The following is a 15,007-nucleotide window of genomic DNA, read 5'->3' on the forward strand; positions in this document are numbered from 1 at the left end:
CCAGGGAATCTCGGCGTGGCGAGAACCTTACTTGCGCAGCGAGTCCGGCACCTGGAAGCGCTCACCGAACTTCGCGGCCAGCTCCTCGGCGCGGGCGATGAAGCCCTCCGTGCCACCGGGGTAGCCGACGATGAACTGGTGCACACCACCGGTCCAGGCCGGGTAGCCGATACCGAAGATCGAGCCGATGTTCGCGTCGGCGGTGCTGGTCAGCACCCCTTCGTCGAAGCACTTCTGGGTCTCGATGGCCTCGATGAACAGCATGCGGTCCTTCAGATCCTGCAGCGTGACGCCCTCGGGCAGCTCACGCTTGGAGTTGAAGGCGTCGCGCAGGCCCTCCCACAGGCCGGCGGTCTTGCCGTCGGCGTAGTTGTAGAAGCCCGCACCGTGCAGCTTGCCCTTGCGATCGAACTTGTCGATCATGGTCTCGACCACGCGGCCCGAGGCCAGCGAAGCGGCGGAGATCGCGATGCCGTCCTTCTCGGCGGCCTCCTTGGTCTCCTTGAAGATCTTCTGCATGGTCTCGAAGTTGAGCTCGTCGCTCAGCTTCAGCGGCGCGGCCGGGTAGCCCGCCTGCAGACCGGCCTGCTCGATGGTCTGCGGGTCGATGTTCTCCTCGAGCATCATGATGGCCTCGTTGATGAACGTGCCGATGACGCGAGAGGTGAAGAAGCCGCGGCTGTCGTTGACCACGATCGGGGTCTTGCGGATCGCGAGGGTGTAGTCGTACACCCGGGCCAGCGCCTCGTCGGAGGTCTTCTCACCACGGATGATCTCCACCAGCGGCATCTTGTCGACCGGGGAGAAGAAGTGGATGCCGATGAAGTCCTCGGCCCGCTTCACACCGTTGGCCAGCAGGGTGATCGGCAGAGTGGAGGTGTTGGAGCCCAGCAGCGCGTCGGCGTCGACGACGTCCTCGATCTCCTGGAAGACCTTGGCCTTCAGGTCGGGGTTCTCGAAGACGGCTTCGATCACGAAGTCCACGCCGGCCAGATCCTTGGGATCGGCGGTCGGGTGAATGCGATCCAGCAGCGCCTTGGACTTCTCCTCGGTGGTCTTGCCACGCGAGAGCGCCTTCTCCTCCAGCTTGACCGAGTAGTCCTTACCCCGGTCGGCGTTCTCCTGGGAGACGTCCTTCAGCACGACCTCGAAGCCGGCCTTGGCCGACACGTAGGCGATGCCCGCGCCCATCATGCCGGCGCCGAGCACGCCGACCTTCTTGATCTCACGCTTGGCCACGTCCTTCGGACGCGAACCACCGTTGTTGATGGCCTGCAGGTCGAAGAAGAACGCCTGAATCATGTTCTTCGCGACCGGGCCGGTCAGCAGGGAGACGAAGTAGCGCGACTCGATCAGCGACGCGTTGTCGAAGTCGACCTGCGCGCCCTCGACCGCGGCGGCCATGATGGCCCGCGGCGCCGGCATGTTCTGGCCCTTGAGCTGCTTGCGCAGGTTGGCCGGGAAGGCCGGCAGGTTGGCGGCCAGCGCCGGGCTCGACGGCGAGCCGCCGGGGATCTTGAAGCCCTTGCGGTCCCACGGCTGGGTGGCGGCCTCGGCGTTGTCCTTGTTGGCCTTGATCCACGCCTTGGCGGCCGGGACGAGCTCCTCGACGCTGCCGACGACCTCGTTGATCAGGCCCTTGGCCTTGGCCTTCTGCGCGTTGAACTTGTTGCCCTGCAACAGCACGCTCATCAGGCCGTCGGCGATGCCGAGCATGCGGGTGATGCGGGTGACACCGCCACCGGCCGGGAGCAGGCCGAGCGAGACCTCGGGCAGACCGATCTGCACGCCCTTGACGTCGGCGGCGATGCGGTAGTGCGTGGCCAGCGCGATCTCCAGGCCACCGCCGAGCGCGGCGCCGTTGATGGCGGCCACGACCGGCTTGCCCAGGGTCTCGAGGCGACGCAGGTCGGCCTTGATGCTGGTGAGCTCTTCCATGATGTCCGGAGCGTTCTCCGGAGTGGTCTTCATCATGTTCTTGAGGTCACCACCGGCGAAGAAGGTCTTCTTCGCGGAGGTGATGACGACACCGGTGATGTCGTCGACCTCGGCCACCAGGCGGTCCACCGTGGCGTGCATCGAGCTCTTGTAGAGCTCGTTCATCGTGTTGGCGCCCTGGTTCGGGTCGTCCATGGTCAGCACGACGATGCCGTCGGCGTCCTTTTCCCAGCCGATCATGTTCTCTGTCATAGTTTTTCGTTCTCCTGGAGAATGTGAAGGGTTGGGCGTCAGACGCGCTCGATGATGGTGGCCACACCCATGCCGCCGCCGATGCACAGGGTCACCAGGGCGTAGCGGGCGTTGCGGCGCTCCAGCTCGTCGACCATGGTGCCGGTGATCATCGCGCCGGTGGCGCCCAGCGGGTGGCCCATCGCGATGGCGCCGCCGTTGACGTTCAGCTTCTCGTCCGGGATCTTCAGATCCTTCTGGAACTTCAGCGCGACCGAGGCGAAGGCCTCGTTGATCTCGAACAGATCGATGTCGTCGACCGACAGACCGGCCTTGGCCAGCGCCTTGTGCGCCGCCGGGGTCGGGCCGGTGAGCATGATGGTGGCGTCGGCGCCGCTGGTGGCGGTGGCGACGATGCGGGCGCGCGGGGTCAGGCCCGAAGCGGCGCCGGCCTCTTCGGTGCCGACCAGCACCAGCGCGGCGCCGTCGACGATGCCCGAGCTGTTACCGCCGTGGTGCACGTGGTCGATCTGCTCGATGTAGTGGAACTTCTGCAGCGCGACGGCGTCGAAGCCACCCATCTCGCCGATGCCCGCGAAGGACGGCTTCAGCTTGGCCAGATCCTCGACGGTGGTGCCGGGACGCATGTGCTCGTCCTGGTCGAGGATGGTCAGGCCGTTGAGATCCTTGACCGGAACCACGGACTTGGCGAAGTAGCCGCCGGACCAGGCCGCGGCGGCGAGCTCCTGCGAGCGCACGGCGAACTTGTCGACGTCCTCGCGGCTGAAGCCCTCGATGGTGGCGATCAGGTCGGCACCGATGCCCTGGGGCGCGATGTAGAGGTCGTAGCTGGTGGTCGGGTCGGCGAACAGCGCACCGCCGTCGGAGCCCATCGGAACGCGCGACATCGACTCGACACCACCGGCGATGACCAGGTCTTCGAAGCCGGAGCGGACCTTCTGCGCGGCCATGTTCACGGCCTCGAGACCGGAGGCGCAGAAGCGGTTGATCTGCACACCGCCGACCGTGTCGGGCAGGCCCGCGGTCAGCACGGTGGTGCGGGCGATGTCGGCACCCTGGTCGCCGATCGGCGACACGACACCCAGGATGATGTCCGAGATGCGGTCCTCGTCGAGGTTCGGGAAGCGGTTGCGCAGCTCCTGGACCAGACCGGTCGTCAGATCGATCGGCTTGACCGAGTGCAGCGAGCCCTTCTTGTTGCGGCCGCGCGGGGTGCGGATGGCCTCGAAAATGTAGGCCTCTGTGGTCATATCGGAGTGTTTCCTTCCTTAAAGGTGCCGACCGGCCATCCGACCGACCGTGTTCGATCCCGGCGAGCCCTCAGGCACACCACACCGGCGAACCGGGAGGTCACACACGGTTTCCTCCGGAAGTCCGCCGAGCGCATAACGCTGTACAAACGCCGACACGCATCGACCTACGAGGCTCCGGGGCGCCCGTATGCCTGGGCATACCATAGAACCTCGTAGCACCGATGCTGACGACCACCCGTTCATAGTACAGCGGGATGCGAACTCCGGTTAACTTAACGTATTCCGGCAGGTGACTGTCAACCACCCAGATGTGTGGCACCCAACTCAGTTCGCAGCAACTCCAAGGCCACCTCATCGGGGTCGCGGCGCTGTTCCGGCGGGACCGGTCGCGCCGATTCCGCGAGCATCTCCTGCTCTTCTTCCGGCGTCAACGCAGGTGGGACACCGTCGTAACCTACCGGCGAGTAGTCCGGCGGCCCGGGGTCGTCCGGGAGGTCCGGCGCCTCGGGCGGCGGAATATCGTCGTCGGGCGCGGTTCGGTCGGCGGCGCCGGCACCGCGCGGCGGGCGGAACTCCCTCCGCTGCCCCTGCCCCTGACCGTCGCGGCGATCGGCCGCGGCGCCCCGGGTATCGGTCTGACCGCCGCGGGTATCGCCCTCCGCCGGCTGCGCCTGACTCTGGCTGGGCCGGACGAATCGCGGCGGTTGCGACTGCCCCGGATTGTCCCCACGCCCACCACGGCCTGCCTGCGGTTCGGCGCCGCCTCGCGCGGGCCGCTCGGATGCCGCGCCACCGGTGCGCGCACCACCGGCATCGCCCGACCCGACTTCCCACCGGACGCCGTACTGCCGGCCGATCACCGCGTGCACCGCGGCCCGCACGGCCTCGATGTTCTGTGGAATGGACAACCGCTGCGCGAGCGGAGCATGCGGATGGGCGAACACGATCGTGTCGCCCTCTACCCGGACGGCCCCCACCGCACCCGAGAGCAACGCCGGCAGGGCGGCGCTCGACTCCCGGGCCTTGGCTCGGATATCGACCCAGGCGGCCTCGATCTCCCGCAGGACATCGCCACTGTCCGCCTCGGCGGGCGAGGTCACCGGCGCCGCGGGCTCATCCGCGATCCGGTCCGCCCCGTCCGCATCCGACGGCTCCCGCTTCTCCGGGCCGCCGGCCGAGGCCGACTCGGCAGCGGAAGACCGGGCAGCACCAGAATCGGTGACGGATTCGACTTCGGGACCGTGGGCATCCGGACCCGCGAGGGCATCCGGACCGGTCGAACTCGCGGCACTCGTCGACCGGGCGGGGCCACGCTCGGCGGCGTCATCGGACCCGGCCGGCACCGAGCCCTGATGGGCGGTGGAGGCGGCGTCGCCGGGCGCGGGAGGCGTCGGGCCGGACGATTCCGGCGGGGCCACGGAATCCGCGGCGGGCGGCCGATCGACAGCGACCGACTCGGGTGCGCCCGGATCGAGAGCAGAGTCCGCTCCGGCCTGTCGCTCGGAATCGGTTGCCGCCGTGGACTTTTCACTCCCTTCCGCACCGGCCGACGCCGGGCGGGCGGTCTCACTGCCGGCCGATCCGGCACCGGCGGTCACCGCGGAACCGGTCGCGGAGATCTGCTCATCGCTCGCCGGAACGCCGGCGGCACCGGGTGCGGGGCGGTCGTCCGAAGACGGGCGATCGGCCGCTGCCGGGGACGCATCCTGCGGCTCGGCCGAAACTTCTTGCGGCCGTTGATCTTCCGATTCGTTCTGCGATTGCGGCGCCGCCGGTGATTGCGGGCCGGTCGGCGACTGCGCCCGCTGCGCCGGATGCGGCGCACTCTTCTTCTCCCGCAGCGCGGCCAGCGCTTCCGCGCCACGGCGACGCGGCTCTCCGGAAGACCGGGCCGCGCCATCGGCAGCCTCCGAAGCCGAGGCGGCGGGCTGCGGCGCGGCGGCAGGCGCGGTTGCCGGGGCTCCACCCGACTCCATCCGTCGCTCCAGACGTTCCAGCCGCTGCAACGCCGCCGATTCGGCCTCCGAGACCGAGGGCAGCAGCATGCGGGCACACACCACCTCGAGCAGGAGGCGCGGCGCGGTCGCGCCGCGCATCTCGCCGAGGCCCTCGTGCAGCAGTTCGGCGTAGCGGGCCAGGGTGGCCGGGCCGATGCGGTCGGCCTGGGCCGACATCCGGTCGATGACATCGCCGGGTCCGGTGACCAGATTGCGTTCGACGGCATCGGGAACCGCACGCAGCAGGATCAGATCGCGGATGCGTTCGAGCAGGTCGGTGGCGAAGCGGCGTGGATCGTGGCCGGCCTCCACCACTCGATCGATGGTGGCGAACAGGGCCGCACCGTCGTCGGCGGCCAGCGCGTCGACGGCCTCGTCGATCAGCGCGATATCGGTGACGCCGAGCAGAGCCAGCGCCCGGGGATAGGTGACGCCTTCGGCGCCGGCGCCGGCCAGCAGCTGATCGAGCACGCTGAGGCTGTCGCGCGGTGAACCACCGCCGGCCCGGATCACCAGCGGATAGACCGATTCCTCGACCCGCACCCGCTCCTGCTCGCAGATCTTGCCGAGCAGCCCGCGCATCGTGGCCGGCGGCAGCAGCCGGAACGGATAGTGATGGGTGCGCGAGCGAATGGTCGGCAGCACCTTGTCCGGCTCGGTGGTGGCGAAGATGAAGATCAGATGGGCCGGCGGCTCCTCGACGATCTTCAGCAGCGCGTTGAATCCGGCCGTGGTGACCATATGCGCCTCGTCCACGATGAAGACGCGGTACCGCGATTCCGCGGGTGCGTAGAACGCACGATCGCGCAGCTCACGGGTATCGTCCACGCCACCGTGGCTGGCGGCGTCGAGTTCGATGACGTCGAGATTGCCCGGCCCGCCCGGGGCGAGCGCGACACACGACGGGCACACTCCGCACGGCCGCGAGGTCGGGCCCTCGGCGCAGTTGAGCGAGCGCGCCAGAATGCGCGCCGAGGAGGTCTTGCCACAACCTCGCGGGCCGGAGAACAGGTAGGCATGACTGATCCGCCCGGTGTCGAGCGCGGTACTCAGCGGATCGGTGACGTGCTCCTGCCCCACTACCTCGGCGAAGGTTGCCGGTCGATACTTCCGGTACAGAGCCACGGCCCGAGGGTACCGGCGAACACCGACAGGAAACCATTCGCGCACCGGGTATCGAGCCCCTCAGCCGAACCGCTCGCAGCCATGAATAAACTATGATCTATATCACAAGCATTCTTTTCGTCCGATCTCGGCGCGGACAACCGACCACACCAACAATCGGTTCGCGCCCGACAATTGGAAACGGTGTAAAGATAATGCCGATTTCGTCTGCGAGCCGTCGAGCTGCGAAAACTTTCGGACTCGCTCCCCGTTTGCGACCGAAATTTTGGACGTAACGATTCCGTCACCCGATTAGCGCCCGATGCGCTCCGCTCACTAAGTTTGATTTCGGCAACTTCGGTAGCCAAACCTTCATCAGGTTGGTGTCCCCGGTCGGTCCCTCATCCCGACCGGGGCACAACAATGAACAGCACCGCACCAATCATCAGTACCGCCATGAAAAGCAGCGCAGCGGGAGTTCTCCCCTCGAGCGGCGCCGAACATCCCGCCCGTTTCGGAGGTAATGACGGGTAATGACGACCGTGCCGTCGTGTGACGACATCGCCGCCGCCTGGCTCTCACACACCGATTTCGCCGGCGATCGAGCCGCCACCGATCTGCTCCGCCGCGCCATCAGCCCCCGCGATTTCTCGCGCAACCGCGATTCGCTGCCGGTATCCGCCGCCGCCGATCCGACCACCGCGGGCGCCATTCTCGAATTGCTGGACCGCGGCCAGGTTCCGACCCTGCCGGCCATCGACACCCTGATCGCGCAGAATCGGATACGCGCCGAGGCCGCTCGCATCGAACGGCTGGGCCGGCGCGCGCAGCGCAGTATCGACGAATTCGGCCGCACACTCGCCGAGCTGACAGAGAACTATCGAAACACCCACGCTATGGGACCCACCCGCCGCGATATTCTCACCGCCGAACCGATGGTGACGTTGATCCGCGAACGCGTCGGCGATATCGCCCCGAACGCGGTCAAACATCTGTGGCTGGTCGAACGGGCGCAGCGCGCGGGATGGATAGCCTTCGATGCCACGCCACGATCGCTGTGCGCGGCCCGGCGTTTCCACTCCGCGAAATACGGCAACCGCGTGTCGCTGCGTCCGGTCAACACCATCGGCACCCTCGTGGCCGCGTTCCTGGACACCTACCGCACCACGCACGGCCGCCCGCCGCGCTGGTCGATCCTCGCGCACGAGCTGCGCGACGACCGCGGCCGACGCGTCTTCAACGACACCGCCGACGCTCGTGCCCAGCAGCGGTGGCTCGTCACCGCGCAATGGCTCGCGCTCGAGGACGATCTGCCGGTCCCCGGGGCCCGTGGTCGGCGCGCGCTGACCCGGCAGGCCCGCAAGCGCGGAAATTGAATCCGAACGGAAGTACCAGACTCGCTCATCGGCGGAACACAGGGGGTTCGGTAGTTTCTTGCCACGCGAACGCGTGTGGAAAAGGAGTTGTCCGTGCCCCCGACCATCGACCCCGCCGCCACGGCGTGGCTGTTGACCAGCACCGCGCTGGTCCTGCTCATGACCCCCGGCCTGGCGATCTTCTACGGCGGCATGGTGCGCACGACCGGCGTGCTGAACATGCTGATGATGAGCTTCATCTCCATCCCGCTGGTGACCGTGGTGTGGCTGCTGTTCGGCTACACCCTGGCCTTCGGTGACGACGCCGGTGGCGGATTGATCGGCGGACTGGAACATTTCGCGATGACCGGCATCACCCCGGGCACCGTGCGCAGCGGCGTTCCGGAACTGCTGTACGCGACCTTCGAGTTGACCTTCGCGATCCTCACCGTCGCACTCGTCAGCGGCGCCATCGCCGATCGCGCCAAGTTCTCCGCGTGGATGGTCTTCGTCCCGGTGTGGGCACTGGTGGTGTTCGCTCCGATCGCGCACTGGGTCTGGGGTCCGAACGGCTGGCTGACTTCCTTCGGCGTACTCGACTTCGCCGGTGGTCTGGTGGTCGAAATCGCTTCCGGCGCTTCGGCTCTGGCTTTGGCCCTGGTTCTGGGACCGCGGATCGGGTTCAAGGTGGACGCGATGCGCCCGCACAATCTGCCGTTCGTGCTACTGGGCGCCGGACTGCTGTGGTTCGGCTGGTTCGGCTTCAACGCCGGATCCGCGTTCAAGGCCGATGGACTGGCGGCCGCGGTGTTCCTGAACACCTTGGTCGCGGGCTGTCTGGGCATGCTCGGCTGGTTGATCGTGGAGCAGATCCGCGACGGGCGCCCGACCACCTTCGGTGCGGCCTCGGGCGCGGTCGCCGGATTGGTCGCGATCACGCCCTCGTGCGGTTCGGTCAACGCGCTCGGCGCGGTGATCGTGGGCCTGGCGGCGGGTGTGGTCTGTTCGTTCGCCGTCGGCTGGAAATTCAAGGCGGGCTATGACGATTCGCTCGACGTCGTCGGCGTGCACTTCACCGGCGGCGTGGTCGGCACCCTGCTGATCGGACTGCTGGCGAACCGGGTGATGACCGGCGGAGCGCGCGGATTGTTCTACGGCGGCGGACTCGCGCAGCTCGGCAAACAAGCGGTCGGTGTCGTGGTGGTCGCGGCGTGGGCGTTCGGCGTTTCCTATCTGATCGGCAAGGTGATCGATCGGGTGATGGGCTTCCGGGTCAGCAAGGAGGACGAGGTCGGCGGTATCGACTTCGCGCTGCACGCGGAGACCGCCTATGTCGAGGGTGTGCACGGCCACGCACCGCGCGGCCTGTTCGGCCATCATCCCCATGGCGGCGGGGAGCGTCCCGCGGGTGACGGGGATCGCTGACGCCGATCCGCGTCTCCTCTTGCGCCGGGCTGGGGTAACGGCGTTACGCTAACACCGTTACCCATACCGGCCGCCCGAGGAGCACGCATGCTGACCCGAATCGCACGGCTCGCCACCCGGTATCCGAAACGGGTCCTCCTCGCCGCCCTCGCCCTGGCACTGATCTGCGGCGGCTTCGGCGCGACGGTCACCGCCCATCTGCAAGCCGGCGGATTCACCTCGGACAAGGCCGAATCCACGCGCGCGGCACAGCTGGTGGCCGATCAGTTCAACGGCGCCCAGCCCAATCTGGTACTGCTCGTGCACGCCGACGAGGGCGTGGAGTCGGCGGCGGCCCGTGCGGTCGGCGCCGATATCGCCGACCGGCTCGGCAGTCGCACCGATACCATCGGCGTCCGCTCGTATTGGACCAGTCCACCGCAACTGGCCGCCGCCCTGCGCAGTACCGACGGCAAGAGCGCACTGGTCATGGCCTACCTCACGGGCGGCGACGACAAAGCCCAGCGCACCGCCGGTGAGATCGCGAGCACCCTGCCCGCCTCCACACCCGGTGTGACCGTGCAGGCAGGCGGAATCGCCGCCGTCTATCACGATGTCAACAACCAGGTCACCAAGGATCTGGCGATGGCCGAGGGCATCGCGGTCCCGCTCACGGCGATCGTGCTGATCCTGGTGTTCGGCAGCGTCATCGCGGCCTCGCTGCCGCTGGCGGTCGGAATCTTCGCGATTCTCTGCACACTCGCGATTCTGCGCAGTTTCACCCTCTTCACCGATGTGTCGATCTACGCGCTGAATATGACCACCGCGCTGGGACTCGCCCTGGCGATCGACTACAGCCTGTTCATCGTCAGCCGATACCGCGAGGAATTGGCCGCCGGCTCGAGCCACGAGGCGGCGGCGGTGCGCGCGGTGCAGACCGCGGGGCGCACGGTGCTGTTCTCGGCGCTGACGGTCGCGCTCGCGCTGGCGGTGCTCAGCGTCTTCGACATGTACTTCCTGAAGTCGTTCGCCTATGCCGGGGTCGCGGTGGTGGCGGCCGCGGCCATCGCCTCGATCGTGGTCCTGCCCGCGGCGCTGGTGCTGCTCGGCGATCGGATCAATTCCTGGAATCTGCGGGTGGCGATCCGGAAACTGTTCGGGCGCCCCGAGCCCACTGCGCGACCGGAGCGGGAATCCGGCTGGTATCGCACCGTCACCTGGGTGATGCGGCGGGCGTTGCCGGTCTCCGTCGCGATCGTCGCGGTGCTGCTCGCGGTCGGCGCGCCCTTCCTCGGGGTGAAGTTCGGCTATCCCGACGACCGGGTGCTGCCCACCGGTTCGACCAGCCGCGCGGTCGGCGACGAACTGCGAGCGGAGTTCCCCGCCGTGAATTCCGGAACGGGAACGACGATCGTGTTGCCGGGTGCGCCGAACGAACCCCAGGCGATCAGCGGCTATGCCACGGCGTTGTCGAAGGTCGAGGGCGTGAACGCGGTGCTGTCCAGCAGCGGTGTCTACGTGTCCGGCGCGCGGATGGGCGGCGCCGCGCCGGGCATGGCCAACGACTCGGGTCAATACCTCACCGTCACATCGACATTCGATCCCTACTCGCCACAGGCCAAGGATCAGTTGCAGGCGTTGCGCGATGTGCCCGCGCCCTCACCGGCGCTGTTCGGCGGTGCGGCGGCGATGAACGTGGACTCGCTCGACGCATTGGGACAACGGTTGCCGCTGGCGATCGCGCTGATCGCACTCGCCACCTTCGTGGTCCTGTTCCTGTTCACCGGCAGCGTGGTGCTTCCACTGAAAGCCGTGGTGATCAACTCGCTGTCGCTCACCGCGATGTTCGGGATGATGGTGTGGATCTTCCAGCAGGGACATTTCTCGGGGCTGCTCGGCTTCACACCCACCGGCTTCCTGGTGCCGACGATGCCGATTCTGATGTTCTGCCTGGCCTTCGGCATGTCGATGGACTACGAGGTGTTCCTGCTCTCCCGCATCCGCGAGGCCTGGCTGGCCTCCGACCGCACCGCCGCGGACAACGACCGTTCGGTGGCCATCGGTGTGGCCCGGACCGGGCGCATCGTCACCGCCGCCGCGCTGTTGATGGCGATCGTGCTGGGCGCCATGATCACCGCGAAGGTGTCGTTCATGCAGATGTTCGGACTCGGCCTCACGATCACCGTGCTGGCCGACGCCACCGTCATCCGCATGCTGCTGGTTCCCGCCCTGATGCGCCTGATGGGTCGCGGAAACTGGTGGGCCCCAGGGCCGTTGGCGCGCTGGCACGAACGGTTCGGCCTCACCGAACATGCCACGCCCGCAGCGCCGCGACGAACCGCGGAACCGGCCTCGGCGGGACGGCCGTGACGCGTTCCAGCCGTCCCCGTTCGGCCCGCGGCTCCGGTACCGAGTTACGCGCCGAGATCCTGGCCGCGACGCGAGAGTTGCTGGCGCGCACCGGTAATGCCGATTCGGTGTCGATTCGTGAGGTCGGCGGGCTGGTCGGCGTCACCGCACCGTCGATCTACCGCCACTTCGCAGACAAGGACGAGCTCATCGATGCCGCGGTGGCGGAGGTGTTCGAAGATCTCGACGCCGCCATCGGCGCCGCGACCGATCCCACCGTCTCGCCCATGTCCCGGTTGCGTCAGCAGGGCCTGGCCTACGTGCGCTTCGCCCTGCAGCACCCCGGTCAATACCGCGTCGCCACCGCCGCCTCGCCCGGCGAAGGCCCCTCCGCGGTGGATATGGTGCTGGGAAGTGGTGCTTTCCAACGGTTTTCGCAGACCGTACGGGAGGCGATGGACGCCGGCGTGATCGCACCCGGCGATCCGATGCCGCTGGTGCTCGAGCTCTGGGCCGCCGCGCACGGTATCGCGTCACTGATCATCGCCAAACCCCATCTGCCGTGGGGCGATGCCGAGGCCGTCGCCGACCGGGTGATGGCTGCGGCCTGCCTCGGACATGCGGTGCTGGACATCATCGGCGGGGAGACACCGGACCCCGACGAGGGTGCGCGCCGGTTGGCGCAGTGGCGCGAGGACCGGTAACGCTCAGGCCCAGGAGATCCCGGCGCCGGTCACGACACCGAATCCGACGGGGAGTTCCAGGTGTTGCACATCCAGGTCCGGTTGTTGTCGTGGCCTTGGTCGTACCATGCGCCGTAGTGGTCGGGGGTGCCGTGATCACGCATATCGCCCGCTTGGTCGCCACGACGATAATTGGTCTGGCGAATCCTTCCGACCTGATCCGCGGAGAGCGAGCCGACGAATTGCGATGAGCCCACCCACATTCCGCCGAAGCACTGCGCTTCCAACTCCAGGCGGCGCGACAACTCCAATCCGGCCGCGGACCGCGCCCCCGCGTCGTAGCGATCCTTGTTCTCCTTCTCCGAGATGCCGGAGATGCCTTGGATGTGATGCCCGTACTCGTGCGCGAACACCGAGGCATAGATTTCGGCTTGGTCACCGAATCGGTCGATCTGCAGGTGATCGAGCGGCATGTAGATCGTGTGGTTGGTCGAGCAGTAGAACGCCGCGTAATTGCCGCCCGAGCTGGTGCAGGGCGAGACGGCGTCCATACCGCTCGCGGGGACGCTGACCGTCGGACTCGAGAACGGCAGATTCGCTCCCCGCAGGACGGGCTGCCACATCCGGTCCAGGCAGTCCTTCTCCGCGTCGAAGAAGGCAGTGGCCGCCGCGACACTCGAACCCCAACGCGGATAACCACATTCGATATTGATCAGGCCCGAGTCGTGATCGCCGAACAGCGGATTGCTCGCCGTGGCGACCACCGGCTGCGGTCCGGCCGGCTTCGCCGGCGTCGGCGCCGCACGTGTGGTGCCCGGCGCCGACCGGGTGGTCGTGGAGCGCGCCGACGTGGAATACGTGGTGACCTGGGCGCTCGATGTGGACGGGTCGCTCGTGCTCGTGGCCCACGCCGGCGTCGTATACGTGAAACTCGGCGCCGACGTCGAATACGACGACGCCGACGAATTGTCACGACCGCCCATGGTCGCGAACGCGACCAGCCCGCCGACCACCACGAAGACGAACAGCACGGCGAGGACCGCGCCGACCGCGCCGCCGCCGGACCGCGGCGGCGGATAGGGACGGCCGTAATAGCCGGGCGGCGGCAACGGCGGTCCGCCGTACGGCCCGACCGGATAGGCACCCGGCGGCGGTAGCGGCGCACCGTACGGTGGGCGCGGACCGGGCGGCGGATACCCCGGAGGCGGGCCGTATCCGGGTGGTGGCCCGTACCCGGGCGGCGGGCCGTAGGGCGGGCGACCGTGTGGCGGAATCCCCTGCGGCGGTGGGTATCTCGGCGGTTGCGGCATGACGGTTCAGCTCACCTGTCCGGACGGCGCGATGAAGGTGTTACAGGGCGCGGTCGCGTTCTTGTCGAATCCGGTACTCCACCAGTCGCCGGCGTGTTCGGCGGTGCCGTGACTGCGCATGTCGCCGGCGCTGTCACCTCGGCCGTAGGCGTCCTTGCGCGCGGACTGCGACTGCACCGGCGTCAGCGATTTCCCCCCGGCCGAGGATGCGAAGTACATGCCGTCGAAACAGTTGGCCTGCAATTCGATTCGTCGCGAGAGGTCGAGCCCCTCGTCGCTGTAGAGGCCGGTCTGGCGGCGTTGTTTGTTCGCGGCGCCGAGGATCCCGGACAGCGCCTGTATGTGATGGCCGTATTCGTGGGCGAAGACCGAGAGGTAGATCTCCCAGTGATCGTGGAACATATCGGTCTGCAGCTGACTGATCGGCATGTAGATCGTCTGATCCGCACCGCAGTAGAAGGCCGCGAAATTGCTGCTGGAGCCGCTGCACGGTGTGGTGATGCCCGAAGTGGTCGCGGTGACGACGAGTTTCGGTGGCGTGAAACTCAATTTCGCATTCTCCAGCACCGGTTTCCAGGCGTCGGCCAGACAGGCCGCGGCACTGTCGAAGAACGCGCGTGCGGCGTCGACCTGCGTGCTCCACGGGGTATACGGGCAGCGCGCCGGACTCAGCGGCGAACCCGGGTCGGCCAGTAGTGGATTGGCGCCGGTTTCGGGGACGCCCGCGGAATCCTTTCCGGGCGCAGGGTTGTAGCTGTAGTTGCCGAGTTCCCCCGTATGGGAGGCGGCGTCGAATCCGGTCCGCACGGCGAAGCGGATGAGGCCCGAGGTGACGATCAACAAGATCACGACGGCGACCGCGCCGAATCCCCCGCCTCGCTTACGCGGCGGAGCGGGTCGCGGGCCTGCCGGGCCGTACGGCCGCGGCGGCGGAATCGGCGGACGATGCCCGGGCGGCGCGACGGCCCGATAACCCTGTCCCGCAACGTATCCGGGGTTCGCCACGTAACCGGCCGGTGTGGGGTATCCGCGCGGCGGAGATCCCGCGGGCGCAGCGTAACCCGGAGCGGGCGGATAACCGGGTGGGGGCGGATAACCGGGCTGTGCCGAATGGCCGGGCGGGGGACCGTATCCCGGCGGCGGCCCCGGGCGACGAGGACCGCCCGGACCATAGGGTGGAACCGGCCGTCCGCCCGGCGGATTCGGGCCGTGCCCGTAGGGTGGTCGACTCACTCCCCCACTCCCCCTTGTCCGTTCCTCATCCGGCGACAGCCACCACTCTCCGGCGACAGCCGCCGACGCAGAATAGCAAGCCGCCGGATTCGTCGGCCCCTGCTCGCACGGTGGCCCACCGCTAAGCTA

The 15,007-nt window shown here is 68.0% G+C and carries 10 protein-coding genes; 5 read left to right on the plus strand and 5 right to left on the minus strand.

What is annotated here, in order from left to right; all coding sequences use genetic code 11:
• Positions 1-27: 27 nt before the first annotated feature.
• From NMI01S_RS04370 to NMI01S_RS04380, 3 genes are all read right to left on the minus strand, one after another.
• Positions 28-2,190 carry a 3-hydroxyacyl-CoA dehydrogenase NAD-binding domain-containing protein gene (locus tag NMI01S_RS04370; RefSeq protein ID WP_062994634.1) on the minus strand — a complete coding sequence of 721 codons (2,163 nt, stop codon included), beginning with the start codon at positions 2,188-2,190 and terminating at the stop codon, positions 28-30.
• Between the two features lie 38 nt (positions 2,191-2,228).
• The gene (locus tag NMI01S_RS04375; RefSeq protein WP_062994635.1) at positions 2,229-3,440 is read right to left on the minus strand and encodes an acetyl-CoA C-acetyltransferase; all 1,212 of its coding nucleotides are present in this window, start codon (positions 3,438-3,440) and stop codon (positions 2,229-2,231) included.
• A 299-nt stretch (positions 3,441-3,739) separates the two neighbouring features.
• Positions 3,740-6,565, minus strand: coding sequence for a DNA polymerase III subunit gamma and tau (locus tag NMI01S_RS04380; RefSeq protein WP_084512276.1), 2,826 nt, complete (start codon positions 6,563-6,565; stop codon positions 3,740-3,742).
• A gap of 512 nt (positions 6,566-7,077) precedes the next feature.
• Between NMI01S_RS04380 and NMI01S_RS04385 the strand changes: the two genes are divergently transcribed.
• The 4 genes from NMI01S_RS04385 to NMI01S_RS04400 all read left to right on the plus strand — a co-directional run bounded on the left by NMI01S_RS04385 (position 7,078) and on the right by NMI01S_RS04400 (position 12,356).
• Positions 7,078-7,920, plus strand: a complete 843-nt coding sequence (locus tag NMI01S_RS04385; RefSeq protein ID WP_245716693.1) for a hypothetical protein — start codon at positions 7,078-7,080, stop codon at positions 7,918-7,920.
• A 93-nt stretch (positions 7,921-8,013) separates the two neighbouring features.
• The gene (locus tag NMI01S_RS04390; RefSeq protein WP_062994809.1) at positions 8,014-9,324 is read left to right on the plus strand and encodes an ammonium transporter; all 1,311 of its coding nucleotides are present in this window, start codon (positions 8,014-8,016) and stop codon (positions 9,322-9,324) included.
• Positions 9,325-9,411: 87 nt separating this feature from the next.
• A complete protein-coding gene (locus NMI01S_RS04395; protein ID WP_062994637.1) occupies positions 9,412-11,673 on the plus strand; it encodes an MMPL family transporter in 2,262 nt (753 codons plus the stop codon).
• Complete coding sequence (locus NMI01S_RS04400; protein WP_062994638.1) at positions 11,670-12,356, plus strand: TetR/AcrR family transcriptional regulator; 687 nt, start codon at positions 11,670-11,672, stop codon at positions 12,354-12,356. The genes NMI01S_RS04395 and NMI01S_RS04400 overlap by 4 nt, the downstream gene beginning before the upstream one ends.
• A 29-nt stretch (positions 12,357-12,385) precedes the next feature.
• Here the strand turns inward: NMI01S_RS04400 and NMI01S_RS35265 are convergent, their stop codons facing one another.
• The gene (locus tag NMI01S_RS35265) at positions 12,386-13,099 is read right to left on the minus strand and encodes a neutral zinc metallopeptidase (RefSeq protein WP_167669863.1); all 714 of its coding nucleotides are present in this window, start codon (positions 13,097-13,099) and stop codon (positions 12,386-12,388) included.
• Here NMI01S_RS35265 and NMI01S_RS35270 point away from each other — a divergent pair.
• Positions 13,089-13,415 (plus strand): hypothetical protein, encoded by a 327-nt coding sequence (locus NMI01S_RS35270; RefSeq protein ID WP_167669864.1) that lies wholly within the window; start codon positions 13,089-13,091, stop codon positions 13,413-13,415. The two genes, NMI01S_RS35265 and NMI01S_RS35270, sit on opposite strands and share 11 nt — an antisense overlap.
• A gap of 236 nt (positions 13,416-13,651) precedes the next feature.
• Here NMI01S_RS35270 and NMI01S_RS04410 read toward each other — a convergent pair whose 3' ends face one another.
• On the minus strand, positions 13,652-14,494 hold the full coding sequence (locus tag NMI01S_RS04410; protein WP_245716694.1) for a neutral zinc metallopeptidase: 843 nt from the start codon (positions 14,492-14,494) through the stop codon (positions 13,652-13,654).
• Positions 14,495-15,007 lie beyond the last annotated feature (513 nt).

Source organism: Nocardia mikamii NBRC 108933, assembly GCF_001613505.1.
Classification (GTDB): domain Bacteria; phylum Actinomycetota; class Actinomycetes; order Mycobacteriales; family Mycobacteriaceae; genus Nocardia; species Nocardia mikamii.

Excerpts from the sequence above, each read along its gene's own strand:
- NMI01S_RS04370 (WP_062994634.1), bottom strand. The coding sequence starts at position 2,190 with ATGACAGAGAACATGATCGGCTGGGAAAAGGACGCCGACGGCATCGTC.
- NMI01S_RS04375 (WP_062994635.1), bottom strand. The coding sequence starts at position 3,440 with ATGACCACAGAGGCCTACATTTTCGAGGCCATCCGCACCCCGCGCGGC.
- NMI01S_RS04385 (WP_245716693.1), top strand. The coding sequence starts at position 7,078 with ATGACGACCGTGCCGTCGTGTGACGACATCGCCGCCGCCTGGCTCTCA.
- NMI01S_RS04395 (WP_062994637.1), top strand. The coding sequence starts at position 9,412 with ATGCTGACCCGAATCGCACGGCTCGCCACCCGGTATCCGAAACGGGTC.